This window comes from Pseudomonas sp. Pf153, from assembly GCF_001269775.1.
Taxonomy (GTDB): domain Bacteria; phylum Pseudomonadota; class Gammaproteobacteria; order Pseudomonadales; family Pseudomonadaceae; genus Aquipseudomonas; species Aquipseudomonas uvaldensis.
This window is the reverse complement of record NZ_LHVL01000006.1, coordinates 361,288-379,779: the sequence shown is the minus strand read 5'-3', so window position 1 is coordinate 379,779 and position 18,492 is coordinate 361,288. Positions and strand designations below refer to the sequence as shown.

Genomic DNA, 18,492 nt, shown 5'->3' with positions numbered 1-18,492 from the left:
TTTATAGGCATCAAGTAACAACGGTGGCGCGGCTATCGCGGGCAAGCCTTGCTCCCACAGGAGATTGCATAAGCCTGTGGGGGCAAGCCTTGTTCTAACAGGGACCGCACACACCCGTGGGAGCAAGGCTTGCCCGCGATGGGGTCTACGCCATTCTCACGCCAGGCGTCAGGGCAGCCGGCATGACAAGGCTCGGGGTTTCCAGAGACGCCACCGGGTACGCGCAATAGTCGGCCGCGTAATAGGCGCTGGCGCGATGGTTGCCCGAGGCGCCGACGCCGCCGAACGGCGCGCTGCTGGCAGCGCCGGTCAGTTGTTTATTCCAATTGACGATGCCCGCTCGGCTTTGCAGCCAGAACTGCTCGTAACGCGCCAGGGAATCGGACAGCAATCCGGCGGCCAGGCCGTACTGGGTGTTGTTGGCCTCGGCGATGGCTGCCGGGAAATCCGTGTAGCGGATCACCTGCAACAACGGCCCGAAGAGTTCTTCGTCCGGCCGCTCGGCCACCGCCGTCACGTCCAGAATCCCCGGCGTCAGCAACGCTGCCTGGGGCACTGGCTGGGTCATGGCCAGCAACGGCACGGCCCCCAGGCCCAGCAGATGGTTCTGGGCATCCATCAATGCTTTCGCTGCCGCCAGGGAAATCACCGACCCCATGAACGGCGCCGGTTGTTGATCGAAGGCACCGACCTCAAGGGTCGCGCTGACCGCCACCAGGCGCGCCAGCAAGGCATCGCCCCACGCCCCTTCCGGCACCAGCAGGCGGCGCGCGCAGGTGCAACGCTGGCCAGCGGAAATGAATGCGGACTGGATGATGGTGTACACCGCCGCATCGACATCCGCCACCTCATCCACCACGAGCGGGTTGTTGCCGCCCATTTCCAGGGCCAGGATCTTGTCCGGGCGACCGGCAAATTGCTGATGCAGCAGATTGCCGGTACGGCTGGAGCCGGTGAAGAACAATCCGTCGATACCTGGGTTCGCCGCCAGGGCAATGCCGGTTTCCCGGGCGCCTTGCAGCAGGTTCAACACGCCCACCGGCAGGCCGGCCTCGATCCAGCATTTGACCGTCAGCTCGGCGACTTTCGGCGTCAGTTCGCTGGGCTTGAACAGCACGCTGTTACCGGCCAGCAGCGCCGGCACGATATGGCCGTTGGGCAAGTGCCCGGGGAAATTATAGGGGCCAAACACCGCCACCACGCCGTGGGGTTTGTGGCGCAACACGGCGGTGGCGTCGCCCAGCGGGCCGCTCTTCTCGCCAGTGCGCTCGCGGTAGCTCTGCACCGAGATAGCGACTTTGTTGACCATGCTGGTGACTTCAGTGGCAGCTTCCCACAGCGGCTTGCCGGTTTCCTCACCGATGCAATGGGCCAGTTCGTCAGCGTGGCCCTTCAAGGCAGCGGCAAACGCTTCCATCACCTGGATACGCTCATCCAGAGAGCGTCGCGCCCAGTCCGGGAACGCCTGGCGCGCTGCCTGCACCGCCGACTCGACCTGCGCCGCCGTGGCGCCCTTGCCCGACCACAACACCTGCTGGGTCACCGGGTTCAACGACTCGAAGACGTCGCCCTGGCCTTCGAGCCAACTTCCCGCGATGTACAGCGACTTCATCATTTCGACTCCCGAGCAGCGGACAACGCAACGGCACGCACCTGGTCGCCGGCGTTGAGTTGAAGACGTTTGGCGGTCAGCGGATCGACCACCAGGGTTCCCGAGGCGAAGCGCGCCGGAGCGGCCGTGATGCGGCAGTCCAGGCACTTGCGGTTATGAATGAGGAACGGCGTGGCGTCGTCACCCGGCGTGCCGATGGCCAATACCAGCGCCTGGCTATCGCGAACCGCGCGGATCTTGGCGGTCTCGCATTCCACGGCCGGGCCGGCGTCGAAGATGTCGACGTAACCCTGGTAATTGAACCCTTCGCTCTTGAGCATCGACAACGCAGGTTCGGTGTCCGGGTGAACCTGGCCGATCACGGCCCGGGCATCCTCGGACAGGAAGCAGGTGTACAGCGGAAACTTGGGCATCAGCTCGGCGATGAACGCCTTGTTACCCACGCCGGTCAAGTAATCGGCCTGGCTGAATTCCATCTTGAAGAAGTGCCTGCCCAGGCTTTCCCAGAAGGGCGAACGACCGGTTTCATCGGACATGCCACGCATTTCGGCGATGATCTTGTTGCCGAACAGTTGCGGGAATTCGGCGATGAACAGCAACCGCGCCTTGGCCAGCATGCGACCGTTGAGGCCATTGCGGTAATCGGCGTGCAGGAACAGCGAACACAACTCGGAGTTACCGGTCAGGTCGTTGGCCAGGAACAGGGTCGGGATTTCCCGATAGATGTTCAATTCCTGGGAAGCACTGACCGTGAGGCCGACGCGGAAGTTGTACCAGGGCTCACGCAGCCCTACGGCACCGGCAATGGCGGAAATGCCCACCACTTTGCCGTCGTCGTCCTCAAGCACGAACAGATAATCCGCATCGCCGCGCCCGGCCTCGCCGCGAAAAGTCTTCTCGGCCCAGCCGACCCGATGGGCCAGGCGCTCTTCGTTGGCTGGCAAGGTGGTCAGGCCGGTGCCGGTGCTGCGGGCCAGGGCGATCAGGGCGGGTAAATCGCTGCTGCGTACGGGACGAACGATCATGCTATCTCCTCAAACGGGCCGCTCACGCCGCCCGCGAAACTCATTAAACCGCCACCAGGCGCACGCTGGCGCCTTCGCCGACGCCCAGGGCCTCGGCCGCTTCCATGTCCAGGGTCACCGGTTTGCCCGGCGCGTAATCGAGCTCGAGCAGCACGGCGCGGTAATCCTGCAACTGGGCATTGGCCACCAGATATTGGCGACCGGCACCCTTGACGGGCTCGCCGATCCTCACCGGCACCACGCGGCTCTGGGCAATCGAGCGGATCCCCGAGACACGGGCATGCAGGGTCGGGCCACCGTCAAAAATGTCGATGTAGTGATCGGTTTCGAAACCCTCGCGCATCAGAATGTCGAAGGTGATCTGCGCACGTGGATGAACCTGGCCCATGGCTTCCTGAGCAGCGTCCGGCAGCAGCGGCACGTAGATCGGATAATGAGGCATCAGCTCGGCGAGGAACGTACGGCTTTTCAGCCCGCACAAACGCTCGGCGGCGGCGTAGTTGAGGTCGAAGAAGTTACGGCCGATGGCGTCCCAGAACGGCGAATCGCCATTCTCATCGCTGTAACCGACAATCTCGGTGACCACCGAATCGGCGAACCGCTCCGGATGGCTGGCGACGAACAGCAGGCGTCCGCGAGAATTGAGTTCTGCCCAGGGCGAGCCGACCAGTTCAGGGACCACATAGAAGCTGGTCAGCAGGCTGTTGCCAGTCAGGTCGTGGCACTGGGACAACACGTGGATCTTGTTGTGGATCTTCAGTTCGCGGGACGCGTGGACGAACGTTTCGTTGCGGAAGCTATAGAACGGCTCGGAGTAACCGGCCGACGCGACGATGGCCGAACAGCCCGCCAGTTTGCCGGTGGCGGTGTCTTCCAGGACGAAGAAATAGCTTTCTTCGCCATTGAAACTGACTTCGGCGGCAAACGAGGCTTCGCTTGCGGCGATCTTGTCGCTCAGGCGTTCCACGTCATCCGGCAAGGAAGTGACACCGATCGGGCTGTCCGCAGCCAGACGCTGTACCTCGCCCAGATCAGCCATTTGCGCGGGGCGCATCACCAGCATGGTGTCACTCCTTACTTGAAATAAAGGGGTCGACCGAAAGAGGTCGATACACAAGAAAAAATACAGGCTCCCTGTGGGAGCAAAGCTTGTTCGCGATGCAGACAATGAGCTCTACCTGTCAAACCGAGGCGATCCCATCGCGAGCAAGCTCGGCTCCCACAGGAACCTGGCTCCCCATGGAGCCGGTTCAGCCTGTAAGGATCAAACCTGGGTCAGCTTCGCCGCGGCCCGTTCGAAGCGGTCCAGGCCGGCGTCGATGTCGGCGTCTTCCACCACCAGGCTCGGGGCGAAGCGAATCACGTCCGGACCGGCTTGCAGAATCATCAGGCCCTCCTGTTCGGCGGCGTTGAAGATGTCCTTGGCCTTGCCTTTCCAGGCGTCGTTCAGCACGCAGCCGATCAACAGGCCCAGGCCACGCACCTGAGTGAACAGGCCGTATTTGGCCCCGATCTGCTCCAGGCGGGTCTTGAACTTGTCATGCTTGGCCTTCACACCGCCGAGCACTTCAGGAGTATTCACCACATCGATCACTGCCTCGGCCACGGCGCAAGCCAGTGGGTTGCCGCCGTAGGTGGTGCCGTGGGTACCCACCACCAGGTGCTTGGCCAGCGCTTCGGTGGTGAGCATCGCCGCGATCGGGAAACCGCCGCCCAGGCTCTTGGCACTGGTGAGGATGTCCGGGGTCACGCCGTAATGCATGTAGGCAAACAATTCGCCGCTGCGGCCCATGCCGGTCTGCACTTCGTCGAACACCAACAGTGCGTTGTGCGCATCGCACAGCTCACGGGCGCCTTGCAGGTAGTCCCGCTCGGCCGGCAACACGCCCCCCTCGCCCTGGATCGGTTCCAGAACCACGGCGCAGGTCTTGTCCGAAACGGCCGCTTTCAACGCCGCCAGGTCATTGTAGGGAACGTGGGTGATGCCGGTGATTTTAGGACCGAAACCGTCGGAGTACTTCGACTGCCCGCCAACGTTGACGGTGAACAGGGTGCGACCGTGGAAGCTGTTGAGCGCGGCGATGATCTCGTACTTCTCGCTGCCGAAACGGTCGAACCCGACACGACGGGCCAGCTTGAAGGCGGCCTCGTTGGCTTCGGCGCCGGAGTTGCAGAAGAACACGCGCTCGGCGAAGGTCGCATCGACCAGTTTATGGGCCAGGCGCAGCGCCGGCTCGTTGGTAAAAACGTTGGACACGTGCCACAGCTTGTTGGCCTGTTCGGTCAAGGCTCCAACCAATGCGGGGTGGGCATGACCCAGCACGTTGACCGCGATACCGCCGGCGAAATCGATCAACTCGCGACCGGACTGGTCCCACACACGGGAACCGGCGCCACGCACCGGAATGAAGGCCGCAGGTGCATAGTTGGGGACCATTACCTGGTCGAAATCGGCGCGTTGTACGGCGGCTTGCTCAACGGACATCGGAGTCTCCTGAAGAGGAACACCCGCCTGGAACTGGCGAGTGATGGAGGGATTGTAAGGACAGTTTTCGGCCCGGCCTTGTCGCCAAGCGACAACTTCTTATAGCGCCAACCCCCGTTTTCAGCGGGTTTATGGCAATGCGACAAATAGCGTCGCAAAGGCGCAGTTTAAACGTTGTGGCGGGATTTGAGGTGCCGGCATCCAGATTTCCATTAACACACACAACGCCTATGGGGAGGATCTGTGGGAGCAAAGCTTGCTCGCGATGAAGATGACTCGGTTAGCCTGTATAAATGCGGGCGCCTGCATCGCGGGCAAGCCTTGCTCCCACAGCAACCACAGCCCCGCAGGCTAGTCCTAGCCGCGCTCGGACGGCACCGAAGACAATTCGAAGGGGTTGCTGCTGCGCCGCTGGTTGCGATCTTCCCGCGGCGTGGCGCCGAAGAAGTTGCGGTAGGCGCTGGAGAAATGCGGCCCCGAGGAGAAGCCACAGGACAGGCCGATCTGGATGATGGATTTGCTGGTCTGCATCAACATCTGCCGGGCCTTGTTCAGGCGCAGTTCCAGGTAATACTGGCTCGGCACGCGGTTGAGGTATTGCTTGAAGATCCGCTCCAGTTGCCGGCGGGAGACGCACACATGCTGGGCGATTTCGTCGGTGGTCAACGGTTCTTCAATGTTGGCTTCCATCAACAGCACGGCCTGGGTGAGCTTCGGATGGCTGGAGCCCAGGCGGTTTTGCAACGGAATGCGCTGGCGCTCGCCACCTTCGCGGATGCGCTCGACCACCAGCTCTTCCGATACCGCCCCGGAAAGCTCCGCGCCGTGGTCCCGGGCCAGCACCGCCAGCAATAGGTCGAGTACCGACATGCCACCGCAGGCGGTCAGGCGATCGCGATCCCAGTCGAACAAGTGGCTGGTGGCGATGACCTTGGGGAAACGCTCGGAGAAATCATCCTGCCAACGCCAGTGCACGGCGGCGCGGTAACCGTCGAGCAAGCCTAGCTGGGCCAGGGGATAGACACCGGCCGACAACCCGCCGATCACACAACCGGCACGCACCAGTTGCTTGAGGGCACTGCTCAGGTTCGAAGCCAGTGCAGCCGGCGGTTCATCGGCCAGCAGGAACAGCTTCTGCAAGCCTTCGAGCTTGCCCGCCCAAGGCTCGCCCGGCAGTTGCCAGCCATTCTCGACCGGCGGCTCGGCCTGCAGGAACGACAGTTCGTAGATCACTTCAGGATGCACCCGCTGAGCGACACGCAAGGCCTCCTCGGCCAGCGCCAGCGTCAAGGCTTTAGTGCTGGGCCAAATCAGGAAACCAATTCGATGGGCAGTCATGGCGGGCAATCCGAAGCGAAAACAGTGTTAAAGCCAAAAGCGGCTGCAACCAAATTAGACCATCTGGCACCGAGTGCGCGGCATGATCCAAATCAGGTGCGTAACGGGAGCGGTTACTTCAGGCTGCCCGACAGAAATTGTTGCAAGCGTTCCGACTGCGGATTGACCAGCACTTCCCGCGGGTTGCCGCTTTCCTCGACGATCCCCTTGTGCAGGAACACCAGCTGGTTGGACACCTCGCGGGCAAAGCCCATTTCGTGGGTCACCACCACCATGGTCCGACCTTCCAGGGCCAGGGCCTGCATCACCTTGAGCACATCGCCCACCAGCTCCGGGTCCAGCGCCGAGGTCGGCTCGTCGAACAGCATCACTTCAGGCTCCATCGCCAGCGCACGGGCAATTGCCACGCGCTGCTGTTCGCCACCGGACATGTGGCCCGGGTAAGCGTCCTTACGGTGAGCCACGCCAACCTTGTTCAGGTAGTGCTCGGCCTTCTCGCGAGCCTCGGCCTTGGACACGCCCAGCACATGCACCGGTGCTTCGATGATGTTTTCCAACGCCGTCATGTGGGACCACAGGTTGAAATGCTGGAACACCATCGACAACCGCGAGCGCATGCGCTGCAGCTGCTTGGGGTCCGCCGCCTTCAAGGCGCCGTCCTTGCCGGCCACCAGTTTCAGCTCTTCGTTGTTGAGCAGGATCTTGCCGGCATGGGGTTGCTCAAGCAAGTTGATGCAACGCAGGAAGGTGCTCTTGCCGGAGCCACTGGAGCCGATGATGCTGATCACATCGCCGGCGGCGGCCTTCAGGGACACGCCCTTGAGCACTTCGTGACTGCCATAGCGTTTATGCAGGTCTTGGACTTCAAGCTTGTACATGCGGTCGGTTCTCACAAAACGTCAGTCGTTGAGCAGTCGAGCGGGTCGATGCGTTATCAGTGCTTGCGCGGGGCCAGGTAACTCAGCCAGCGACGCTCGGCCAGTTTGAACAGGCGCACCAGGATGAAGGTCAGGCACAGGTAGAAGGCACCGGCCGTGATGTAAGCCTCGAACGGCAAGTAATACTGGGCGTTCACCGTGCGCGCGGCACCAGTGATGTCGATCAGGGTCACGATGGACGCCAGACTGGTGGTCTGCAACATCATGATCACTTCGTTGCTGTATTGCGGCAGCGCCCGGCGCAATGCCGACGGCAGCAGGATCCGGCGATACAGCTTGGCGCGCGACATCCCCATGGCCTTGGCCGCTTCGATTTCACCGTTGGGCGTGGCCCGCAGGCTGCCGGCAATGATCTCGGCGGTGTAGGCGCTGGTGTTGATGGCGAATGCCAGGCACGCACAGAAGGTCGCGCTGGACAGCCATGGCCAGAGGAAGCTCTCGCGCACGAACTCGAACTGTGCCAGCCCGTAGTAGATCAGGAACAGCTGCACCAGCATCGGCGTGCCACGGATCACGTAGGTGTAGAGCCAGGCCGTCATGTTGACGACGGGCTGCTTGGACACCCGCATCAGGCCCAGGGGCAACGCCGCCAGCAGGCCGAAGAACAGCGACAGGGCCAGCAGCTTCAAGGTGGTCAGCAGGCCGCTGAAGTACAGCGGCAAGGCGTCATAGATGACGTTGTAGTCGAAGATCATAGATCAGCCGCCCTTACGCCTACCGAATAGCGCTTCTCGAGGTGACGCAATGCCAGCAACGAGACACTGGTGATCACCAGGTACATCGCCGCCACTGCCAGGAAGAAGGTGAAAGGCTCACGAGTGGCATCCGCCGCCTGCTTGGCCTTGAACATCATGTCTTGCAGGCCCACCACCGAAATCAGCGCGGTGGCCTTGGTCAACACCAGCCAGTTGTTGGTGAACCCCGGGATCGCCAGGCGAATCATCTGCGGCACCATCACCCGGAAGAACACCTGCACGCCACTCATGCCATACGCCAGGCCCGCCTCGGCTTGCCCCTTGGGGATGGCCATGAACGCGCCACGAAAGGTTTCCGACAGGTACGCGCCGAAGATGAAACCCAGGGTGCCGATACCGGCCGCCAGCGGGTTCAGATCGATGTAGTCGTCATAACCCAGCATCGGCGCCACACGGTTGAGCAAGTCCTGGCCGCCGTAGAAGATCAGCAGGATCAGCACCAGGTCGGGGATGCCGCGAATAACGGTAGAGTACAGGTCGCCCAACCACGCCAGCCAACGCACCGGCGAGAGGCGCAACGCGACCCCGATCAGCCCCAGAACGATGGCCAGGGCCATGGACGACAAGGCGAGCTGAAGCGTCAACCATGCGCCATCGAGGATGACAGCCCCGTAGCCTTTCAACATGATTCAGGTCCTCGAAAGTGGGATGAAAAAATGGCGCAAACCGCAGGGAGCCTGTTGCTTGCGCCATTTCGCACGAGTAGCGAGACGTCGTTACTTGCCGTAGATGTCGAAGGCGAAGTACTTGTCCTGGATCTGCTTGTATTTGCCATTCGCACGAATGGCGGCAATCGCGCTGTTGATCTTGTCTTTCAGGGCATCGCCCTTGCGAACCGCGATACCAATACCATCGCCGAAGTACTTCTCATCGGTGAAGGCCGGGCCTACGAAAGCAAAACCTTTACCGGCGTCGGTCCTCAGGAAACCGTCGTCCAGCAGAGTGGCGTCTGCCACGGTACCGTCGAGGCGCCCGGCGGACACATCGAGGTAGATTTCATTCTGCGAGCCGTATGGCTTGATCTCGGCACCCAGCGGGGCCAGGACTTCACGGGCGAAGCGTTCGTGGATCGAACCGCGCTGCACGCCGATGTTTTTGCCCTTGAGCTCGGCCAAACTATCGCTGACCTGGGTACCGGCCTTCATCACCAGACGCGCCGGGGTGTTGTAGTACTTGTTGGTGAAGTCCACGGACTTCTTGCGATCTTCAGTGATGGACATCGAAGACAGGATCGCATCGATCTTGCGCACCTTCAGCGCCGGGATCAGGCCGTCGAATTCCTGCTCGACCCACTGACACTTGACCTTCATTTCTTCGCACAGCGCATTGCCGATGTCGTAGTCAAAACCCACGATGCTGCCGTCCGGGGCTTTCGAGGCAAACGGAGGGTACGCCGCTTCGATACCGATCTTCAGGGGCTTTTCATCGGCGAAGGTCGGCAAGGACAGCACGGACAGTGCCAGGGCGCCAAGCAGCACGAGTTTCTTCATCTTGGGACTCCATCGGTAAAGGGCAAAACGGCAGAGTGAGCAACAGCCCAATATGCGAATGGGTGGACGGCTGCGTCCTAGGAAGCCTGCGTTCGATTCAACACAGGCCACGACGAGCGAGTGATCGGCATTCTAACGACAGGCCCGAAGCCGATATTTCTTCAATGCGACAACAAATTACAGAAGCACCGAGAAAGCTGTTCGAGCGCATTGACAGCCCCGCAAATTCATGCAAGAGCAAAAGAAGGGGAACCGATCTAAGCTGCAAATAGCGGGCCCATTATTCGCAAACCCTTCTAATCCGGCAAGCACAGCGTGTCGCCTAATTTTTCGAGGCGCTTGCAAACGCCCTGAAACAGGGCTTTGCGTTTCCCGTCGCCCCGTTGCGGTGCCTTGGGTTACACATTTCGAAACCTCGGTAACGCTCGGAAGCGTCCCACTTTAAAGATCGATATTTATTCGCCGCCGGGGTTGTGGGTTTGTGGCGGGCTGCGGGGCTGTGTGAACTGTGGGAGCAAGGCTTGCCCGCGATGCAGGCGATGCGGTCTTTCGGAAACCGAGGCGCCTGCATCGCGAGCAAGCTTTGCTCCCACAGCTGTATCCCCACAAGCTTTGCTTCCACAAGTTGTGCCTCACAAACGAAAAAAGCCCCACCCGGCAACTACCGGGCGGGGCTTTCGGTTCTAGCGGTGAGCGTCAAGCGACGTTCATGGTCTTGTGCGTCTCGATCAGGTGCGCTACCACGCTCGGATCAGCCAGGGTGGAGATATCGCCCAGGCTGTCGTATTCCGCCGTGGCGATCTTGCGCAGGATGCGGCGCATGATCTTGCCCGAGCGGGTTTTCGGCAAACCCGGCGCCCACTGGATGACATCCGGCGAAGCAATCGGGCCGATCTCCTTGCGCACCCAGTTCTTCAGCTCCAGGCGCAGCGCTTCGCTGGTTTCTTCGCCCGCGTTGAGGGTGACGTAGACGTAGATCCCCTGCCCCTTGATGTCGTGAGGCACACCCACCACTGCTGCTTCGGCGACTTTCGGGTGGGCAACCATGGCGCTTTCGATCTCGGCGGTGCCCATGCGGTGGCCGGACACGTTGAGCACGTCGTCCACCCGACCGGTGATCCAGTAGTAGCCATCCTCGTCGCGACGGGCACCGTCACCGGTGAAGTACATGCCGCTGAAGGTCTTGAAGTAAGTGTCGACGAAACGGTCGTGGTCGCCGTACAGCGTCCGCGCCTGACCTGGCCAGGAATCGAGGATCACCAGATTGCCTTCGGCCGCGCCTTCGATCAGGTTGCCGAGGTTGTCCACCAGTGCCGGCACCACACCGAAGAACGGACGCGTGGCCGAACCTGGCTTCAACGCCGTGGCGCCCGGCAACGGGCTGATCAGCACGCCACCGGTTTCGGTTTGCCACCAGGTGTCGACGATCGGGCAACGTTCCTTGCCGACATTCTTGTAGTACCAGTCCCAGGCTTCCGGGTTGATCGGCTCGCCCACCGAACCCAACAGGCGCAGGCTGCTGCCGTCGGCGCCGTCGACCGCGGCGGTGCCCGAGGCCATCATGGCGCGGATCGCAGTCGGCGCGGTGTAGAGGATGTTGACCTTGTGCTTGTCGATGACCTGGGCAACGCGGGTGATGTCCGGGTAGTTCGGCACGCCTTCGAACAGCAACGTGGTCGCGCCGTTGGCCAGCGGGCCGTAGACAATGTAGCTGTGGCCGGTGACCCAGCCGACGTCGGCGGTGCACCAGTAGATTTCGCCCGGTTTGTAGTCGAACACGCGCTCATGGGTCAGGGACGCGTAGAGCAGGTAGCCGGCCGTGGTGTGCTGCACGCCCTTGGGCTTGCCGGTGGAACCGGAGGTGTAGAGGATGAACAGTGCTTCCTCGGCGCCCATTTCCTTCGGCGCGCACACGGTGCCGGCCACTTTCATCAGGTCTTCGTACCAGATGTCGCGGTGCTGGTTCCACTTGATGTTGCCCGCGGTGCGCTTGCACACGATGACTTTCTGGATGCTGCTGGTTTCCGGGTTGGTCAGCGCATCGTCGACGTTGGCCTTGAGCGGGATCTTCTTGCCGGCGCGAATACCTTCGTCGGCAGTGATCACCACTTTGGATTTGCAGTCGATGATCCGCCCGGCCAGGGCTTCAGGGGAGAAGCCACCGAACACCACCGAGTGGATCGCGCCGATCCGGGCACAGGCCAGCATGGCGACTACGGCTTCGGGGATCATCGGCATGTAGATGGTCACGACGTCGCCGCGGTGCACGTCCTGGCCACGCAGGGCGTTGGCGAACTTGCAGACTTCTTCATGCAGCTCGCGATAAGTAATGTTACGACTCTCGGACGGATCGTCGCCTTCCCAGATGATCGCCACCTGATCGCCACGCTCGGCCAGGTGACGGTCCAGGCAGTTGTAGGACACGTTCAACGTGCCATCGGCAAACCACTTGATGTCGACATGGTGATCGTCGAAGGATGTCTGCTTCACCGTGCTGAAAGGCTTGATCCAGTCGAGGCGCTTGGCCTGCTCGCGCCAGAAACCATCCGGGTTGACCACCGACTGTTGGTACATGGCCTTGTAGGTCGCCTCGTCAGTCAGCGTGCTAGCCGCAACCTCGGGACGAACAGGATACAGAGAAGCCGCACTCATCTTTCTTACCTCGGTGACATAGTTGTTTTTGTATGGTCCCGTTGTAGCCTGGGGCGGGCCTATAGAACCATTCGACGATGGTAGTAACAAGTCCCTACAAAATGTCGGTACTAACGTACAAGTCCCTTGCCCGCCCCCCACTTCCCTAGTAAGAGCGAGCCTGCTCGCGATGACGCCCGTAAATCCAACACAAATTGACAGACACTCTTCGGCCGTCAGCGATTATTACCAAATCAACCAAAAGTGTTTATCAAAACCCGGTCTGTTTACCTCCAACCCTGCTCCCTAAAATTCAACTCGCCAACCGGCAAACGCGATTAACGCAACACAGCCCCCACGAAGGCCGTTAATCAAACTTTCCAATACCCGCTCCACACGCAACCCCAAAAAGGTTGCGTGACCCCACTCGACCTCAGAAAAGGTGAAACAGATGAAAGCTCTATGGGTTCTGGTCCTCGGCAGCCTGTGCGCCACCGCGATGGCAGACGAGGCCCCGACCGATGTTGCCCAACAAAAACCGGCGATCGAGGAATACACCTATTCCACCCACCTGGACATCGCCAAAGTCATTTCCATGAGCGAAATCCCGAACGTCTGCGAAGTCGTGCCGGCGAAGATGGAATACGACGACTCCAAAGGTCAGCGCCACATCCTGCGCTACAGCGTCATGGGCAACGGCTGCTCCAACGGCTGATAACAAGGAGCAACCACCATGAAAACCCATCTGTTCCTCGCACTGACCCTGTCCGTGATGGCCACCCAGACGTTCGCCGCCGACGGTTTTGACCGCACCGGTTCCGCCGCCGCAATCAGCCGCTACGACACCGCGGACACGGCCACGCTCGCCAGCGACGACCACGACCGCGCCAACCCGGACACCGTCGCCGCCGATGGCAGTGATCACACCGGCTCGGCCCGTACCGATTGATCATAACTGGCATTTTCCGGAGCCCGGTTTCGACCGGGCCTGATTGTGTCTGAAACCACAGAAAAGCCTTCACAAACACAACATGTTGTGCTTAATCACAAAAATTGCTGTTTTTTTGATCAAAAACAACCGTCACCCGACCCAGGCAAAAAAAATTCTCAGCGGGCCTGCGGCGATGAAAGCCTTATAAATCCTCACTCCCGTGGGAATTTGACATCCGCGCCCTCCTCCGTGGGCTCTTTCGCCGCACCACGTAGGCAAAAAAGTCCTTATAATGCGGCCTTAAACGGGCCCGCAATATTCCCTTACAGGGAATCAAGCCTGCCTGAAGCCCACGCAGAGGCCAGTCGCCTCCCTGCGTCCATCTCCGCTTCAGCGCTCCCCCGTACATTTTTCTGTTTATTGCCTGCGTCACTGCTGCAAGAAACGATTTTTCCAAGATCCACCGCGGCCAGTTGGCCTTCACCGGGCATCTGGCCCTCACGCAGGAGACGACACGTCATGCTGAGCTGGGACGAATTCGATAAAGAAGACGGCGAAGTCGCCGTAAAAAGCGCCAACACCGGCAACGCTTCCGAAGCCAACATGGACCGCCTCGACAGCGCCGGCGGTGCCGCCGCCCTCGAAGCCCGGGCCGTGACCGCCAACGACTCGGCCGCGATCATCCGCGCCAAGGCCGCCCTCGACAAACTCGACATCGCCGAAGGCCTCGCCGAACTCGAAGGCGCATCCGCCCGCGTCGCCGTCGATGAAAAGCGCATGATCAACTGCCGCGCCGACCTCAACCAGCTCGTGCCATTCAAATACGACTGGGCCTGGCAGAAATACCTGGACGGCTGCGCAAACCACTGGATGCCGCAAGAAGTCAACATGACCGCCGACATCGCCCTCTGGAAAAACCCGGAAGGCCTGACCGACGACGAACGCCGCATCGTGATGCGCAACCTGGGCTTCTTCTCCACCGCCGACTCCCTGGTTGCCAACAACCTGGTCCTGGCCGTGTACCGCCTGATCACCAACCCGGAATGCCGCCAGTACATCCTGCGCCAGGCCTTCGAAGAGGCGATCCACACCCACGCCTACCAGTACTGCATCGAATCGCTGGCCATGGATGAAGGCGAAATCTTCAACATGTACCACGAGATCCCATCGGTCGCGAAAAAAGCCGCCTGGGGCCTGAAATACACCCGCTCGATCTCCGACCCGACGTTCCAGACCGGCACCCCGGAAACCGACAAAGAACTGCTGCGCAACCTGATCGCCTACTACTGCGTCCTGGAAGGCATCTTCTTCTACTGCGGCTTCACCCAGATCCTCTCCATGGGCCGCCGCAACAAAATGACCGGCGTCGCCGAGCAGTTCCAATACATCCTGCGCGACGAATCCATGCACCTGAACTTCGGTATCGACGTGATCAACCAGATCAAAATCGAAAACCCACACCTGTGGGATGCCGAGATGAAGGAAGAAGCGACCCAGATGATCCTGCAAGGGACCCAACTGGAAATCGAATACGCCCGCGACACCATGCCTCGTGGGGTATTGGGCATGAACGCGGCGATGATGGAGGACTACCTCAAGTTCATCGCTAACCGTCGGTTGTCGCAGATTGGTTTGAAAGAGGAATACCCAGGGACTACCAACCCGTTCCCTTGGATGAGCGAGATCATGGACTTGAAGAAAGAGAAGAATTTCTTTGAGACGCGAGTGATTGAGTATCAGACGGGTGGGGCTTTGAGCTGGGATTGATTCGAAAGAACGTAGGTTTTCATGTTCGACTGAAATTTTTTCAGGAGCCGCTGAAACGGTAGTCTACACATAGTGAATACCTCAGCGTAAACTTTCAGCAACGTTTGAATTTTCAGGACAACCTGAAACAGTAAAAGCTTGAACTTAAAGCCGCCTCAGCTATAGCAGCGAAGGCGGCTTTTTAACGAAAGTCATTTGTAAACTTTACCCCTTTCAACAGCTTGAAAATACAACACTCACTTACTGCACAATAGAATAATAATCTCTTAGGTCTCTCTGCGCGAAAGAACCATCTATGCAAACAACCTGAAAAATGACTTTATCGATACACCCTCAAACCAAGCCCGCTCGCGCCTAACAACCTTCGCATAACACAACTTCACGAAAAGGAATTTAATAGTATGACCGCAATTGCCGGATTTGAATTCAGAGGTACAGCATTTCTATATGGCGACATAATTGCTACCGCTCCACTCCACCCTGGATTCCCTCACGCAGAAGTTCCCACCTACCTATCAGATGATGGCAGCGGTCCTATTTCAGGTGGGCGAGGAGTATCGGGACTGTATCAGAAAATTATTTTGCTGAGTGGAAGCTGCGCAATAGCATGCACTGGCAGGGTAGACGAGATCGTATCAATCATCCATGAGTTCCGAAAATTACCTTCTGAAAAACTCATAGGTACTTTGATGCTCCGAATGCTTGAGGAGGATACAGAGCTAAAAAGATATGATGTCGGAGTCATCATACTCACAGTGGAAGACAGTAAACCAATTATTACCGCGCACAACGTTATTCAGATTGACTCAGCTCTTTTCGAGAATGCCGTCGCCGCTGGTTCAGGTGTGGAGGCTTTTGAGAAGTACCTCTACATGTACGGAGAAAATCCTCTTGGTGAGATTGCAGAGGACGAAATCGTTGTCCATGGCACGTGTGCTGTACTCTTTCAGTTCAGCCTTCTTCTCCATCACGAATTCAACAAACAAGACTTCTCAGATACGTTTTACGATCACTTTGGCGGAGGCTACGAGCTAATAGCATTTTACGACGGGAAATTACAGAAAATTAACAATGCATTATATGTATTCTGCAAAGGTCTTATCAATTCTGACGGATTCCTATCAGTTAATACACCTTCACTTCTAATAAAGCAGGAACATATAGATAGTGAGCTTTATATACGCAGCGTTCATACAACACACCAATCACACAATGAGAGCGCTGACATACTTAGCGACAGAACGTTCTTGATCCCAGCCATTCACCATATTAACGCTAAATCTCAAGTTGTCACAGAAACGCCTATTGAACTTACTGGTGAGTTTCTGTGTTTAATCGTCGACGTTGAGTATCCAGATAATCACGTTGCTAGGATACCGTATATCAAAAAATTTTCGTCCCCGGCATCACTAGCGGAACAAGCCTTTCACCCTGAGGTGGTTGGCGATAAGCTTTCATTTCAGTGGCAAGAAACAATATCAAACGAATTACCTGACTATCTGATTCGAGCGCTAGACCACTGGCACTCAAACTAGAAAATCTTGATAATTATGAAAACACTTACGAACAAGCCAATTACTGCAAAAGAAAAGCCATCTCTTCCAGTCTGGCAAGAATGGCTTTTCACCCACATGCTTTTAATCTTTAGTCAATGCACAACCAGCGCCGTACTTACAAAAAATCCACGCTAGTAATTTAGCGATCAATTGACTCGACCAGCAGAACAATTTCTAGCAGTACCCTAGCCTGGAGCTCATCGGTCGGCGCAGACGTATCCACTCGAAGTAGAAGTTCATTTTTTCTCGCCGTATGATTTCCATCCAACGGGAATTGAGGACCTCCGAGAGCAGCTAAGCACTGGGTTAGCTTCTGTTCTATTTGGACGCCAGCAGTTATGGCCTCCTCTGAAACCTGTCGACCGACCCAATCCTTAAACTTATCAGACAGAACAACTGTAGGGGCCGGTTTTCGGCCTCCCTCTTTGACTTGCTCAGAATAAGTTAGTACTGCTGAAATAAAGTCACCCGCTGGAGTTTCATGGGTATGTACCGCGCCATTTGATCTCCAGCGAATTACCGCATTTAATGCAAACGGTGGAGCCGGGTTAATTGAAGTCCCAACACGACCTAAATTCCGCAAGACTTCTTCTTTGACTTCGTGAGCAAAGATCTCATTCATCAATCCAACCCGCTCGAATGCTTGCCCTGAGAGCTCTGCATATTTGTACGTATGAATCGAATCTTTTTGCCAAGTCAAGAGTAGCGATTGTTCTGAGTCTCCAGCACCGACTTTTAGAAGATGCCTGAGCCCCGACTCGTGTTTCCCAAATAGTTTTTCCTTTGATTGTGTTCTAGGATCACTGTAATCCAGCACACTGGCCTCAACACATAGGATATTTTTTGCCGCATCGCATCTAACCAAATCACACGCAGGTGTCAGGACGAGCAAATATCTATTTTCTTCAGTTCTAAAAATATCACCAAATCTCGCCCCGCCCGTTGACAAAGCAGGAGAAAATACAATCTCAGAAAAGAAATCATACAAAACGCGTTTTTGGAGGATATCGCCAGTGAAGGTGGCCTCTTCAGATACTATGGTACTACTTGCTACTTTGGGCAAACCGAGACGTCTTGTTTTCGCTGCGAGGGCTTCTGAAAACAACCAGGTCAAGTATTCCGGAAGCGTTTGGTTCTCGGCATTTAATCGGAAAAGTTCTAAAAACTGGAGGTCGTGAATTTCTAAATTTTCAGACTGCTGATTAAATTCCGCAGCGGCCTCATGGGCTGCCGCCATTAGTCCTTCTATGACGCCCTGAAGAGCCCAATTGCCCTCGTAGGTTTTGGTCTTATGCTCGATACGCGCTTGGACAAACCCTTCGTTCATCTGCGTTTTTGTCATCACCTCAAAAAACGCAGTACGTACTCCTAATATATCCCTCACCTTTTGTTGCGTTTCTACAGAAGCGCGCGAGGACATAAAAAACACCAGCTTAGCTCTGCTAAGCACAGCTGTTGATGCCTTTATCCTAGCAAGCGCCTGATCTTCACTTTCATTATCACTCATGAAAAAATCAATGAACGCAACATCAGCACCAGATAAAAAATCGGCAGCACTCTGGATATTAGAGAACTGTCGCACACCATCTGGGTCGTCCACCATTCCCTTTAAAACTCTTGTTACCAGCTCAGCTTTCTCAGACTTCCCTATTCGATTCAGGCGCTCAGCCTTGAACAAATGCTCTAGGCCCAGCTTTTGGGCTTTTTTCTCCTCCATGCTCATCTCCCAAAGTTTTGAAAGAAGTTCATGCTTGGAGGTTAGCTCGGCAAAAAGCTCACCTACATCAGAGAAACCAAGATCTACAAACTCCTCAAGGAGAAAAGTCTGTACCTCATCGCTTCCCAACAAAAAATCGAGCCAGTTATTTTTGTCTTCACTTTCCACAGCACCTGCCGCAGGTGCGCCTAAGGAGTCATCTACCACAGCAGCTTTAGAAATCTTAAAAACCATAGCATCCCTACTT

General features: G+C 57.6%; 15 protein-coding genes. 4 read left to right on the top strand and 11 right to left on the bottom strand.

Annotated features, from left to right (window positions below):
• Positions 1-145: 145 nt before the first annotated feature.
• The 10 genes from astD to acs all read right to left on the bottom strand — a co-directional run bounded on the left by astD (position 146) and on the right by acs (position 12,295).
• The gene (gene astD / locus AD666_RS02555; RefSeq protein ID WP_172679580.1) at positions 146-1,615 is read right to left on the bottom strand and encodes a succinylglutamate-semialdehyde dehydrogenase; all 1,470 of its coding nucleotides are present in this window, start codon (positions 1,613-1,615) and stop codon (positions 146-148) included.
• A complete protein-coding gene (gene astA, locus AD666_RS02550) occupies positions 1,612-2,637 on the bottom strand; it encodes an arginine N-succinyltransferase (protein ID WP_053147229.1) in 1,026 nt (341 codons plus the stop codon). Before astA ends, astD begins: the two co-directional genes overlap by 4 nt.
• 43 nt (positions 2,638-2,680) lie before the next feature.
• The gene (gene aruF, locus AD666_RS02545) at positions 2,681-3,700 is read right to left on the bottom strand and encodes an arginine/ornithine succinyltransferase subunit alpha (RefSeq protein WP_053147227.1); all 1,020 of its coding nucleotides are present in this window, start codon (positions 3,698-3,700) and stop codon (positions 2,681-2,683) included.
• 201 nt (positions 3,701-3,901) lie between these two features.
• Positions 3,902-5,122 carry an aspartate aminotransferase family protein gene (locus AD666_RS02540; RefSeq protein ID WP_053147224.1) on the bottom strand — a complete coding sequence of 407 codons (1,221 nt, stop codon included), beginning with the start codon at positions 5,120-5,122 and terminating at the stop codon, positions 3,902-3,904.
• A 357-nt stretch (positions 5,123-5,479) separates the two neighbouring features.
• The gene (argR, locus tag AD666_RS02535; protein ID WP_053147223.1) at positions 5,480-6,460 is read right to left on the bottom strand and encodes a transcriptional regulator ArgR; all 981 of its coding nucleotides are present in this window, start codon (positions 6,458-6,460) and stop codon (positions 5,480-5,482) included.
• 113 nt (positions 6,461-6,573) lie between these two features.
• Entirely contained in the window at positions 6,574-7,338 is a 765-nt protein-coding gene (locus AD666_RS02530) for an ABC transporter ATP-binding protein (protein WP_053147221.1), read from the bottom strand.
• Positions 7,339-7,394: 56 nt separating this feature from the next.
• A complete protein-coding gene (locus tag AD666_RS02525; protein ID WP_053147218.1) occupies positions 7,395-8,093 on the bottom strand; it encodes an ABC transporter permease in 699 nt (232 codons plus the stop codon).
• Complete coding sequence (locus tag AD666_RS02520; RefSeq protein ID WP_053147216.1) at positions 8,090-8,779, bottom strand: ABC transporter permease; 690 nt, start codon at positions 8,777-8,779, stop codon at positions 8,090-8,092. The genes AD666_RS02525 and AD666_RS02520 overlap by 4 nt, the downstream gene beginning before the upstream one ends.
• Before the next feature lie 90 nt (positions 8,780-8,869).
• Positions 8,870-9,643, bottom strand: coding sequence for an ABC transporter substrate-binding protein (locus AD666_RS02515; RefSeq protein WP_053147213.1), 774 nt, complete (start codon positions 9,641-9,643; stop codon positions 8,870-8,872).
• A 696-nt stretch (positions 9,644-10,339) separates the two neighbouring features.
• Complete coding sequence (acs, locus tag AD666_RS02510; RefSeq protein WP_053147211.1) at positions 10,340-12,295, bottom strand: acetate--CoA ligase; 1,956 nt, start codon at positions 12,293-12,295, stop codon at positions 10,340-10,342.
• Positions 12,296-12,725: 430 nt separating this feature from the next.
• On the opposite strand from acs, the gene AD666_RS02505 reads away from it, so the two are divergent.
• The 4 genes from AD666_RS02505 (at position 12,726) to AD666_RS02490 (ending at position 16,507) form a co-directional block, all read left to right on the top strand.
• The gene (locus AD666_RS02505) at positions 12,726-12,989 is read left to right on the top strand and encodes a DUF2790 domain-containing protein (protein ID WP_053147209.1); all 264 of its coding nucleotides are present in this window, start codon (positions 12,726-12,728) and stop codon (positions 12,987-12,989) included.
• Positions 12,990-13,007: 18 nt separating this feature from the next.
• On the top strand, positions 13,008-13,223 hold the full coding sequence (locus tag AD666_RS02500) for a hypothetical protein (protein WP_053147206.1): 216 nt from the start codon (positions 13,008-13,010) through the stop codon (positions 13,221-13,223).
• A 501-nt stretch (positions 13,224-13,724) separates the two neighbouring features.
• Positions 13,725-14,972, top strand: coding sequence for a ribonucleotide-diphosphate reductase subunit beta (locus AD666_RS02495; RefSeq protein WP_053147204.1), 1,248 nt, complete (start codon positions 13,725-13,727; stop codon positions 14,970-14,972).
• Positions 14,973-15,373: 401 nt separating this feature from the next.
• Complete coding sequence (locus AD666_RS02490) at positions 15,374-16,507, top strand: hypothetical protein (protein ID WP_156315905.1); 1,134 nt, start codon at positions 15,374-15,376, stop codon at positions 16,505-16,507.
• A 160-nt stretch (positions 16,508-16,667) separates the two neighbouring features.
• Here AD666_RS02490 and AD666_RS02485 read toward each other — a convergent pair whose 3' ends face one another.
• Positions 16,668-18,479 carry a hypothetical protein gene (locus AD666_RS02485; protein WP_053147200.1) on the bottom strand — a complete coding sequence of 604 codons (1,812 nt, stop codon included), beginning with the start codon at positions 18,477-18,479 and terminating at the stop codon, positions 16,668-16,670.
• Positions 18,480-18,492 lie beyond the last annotated feature (13 nt).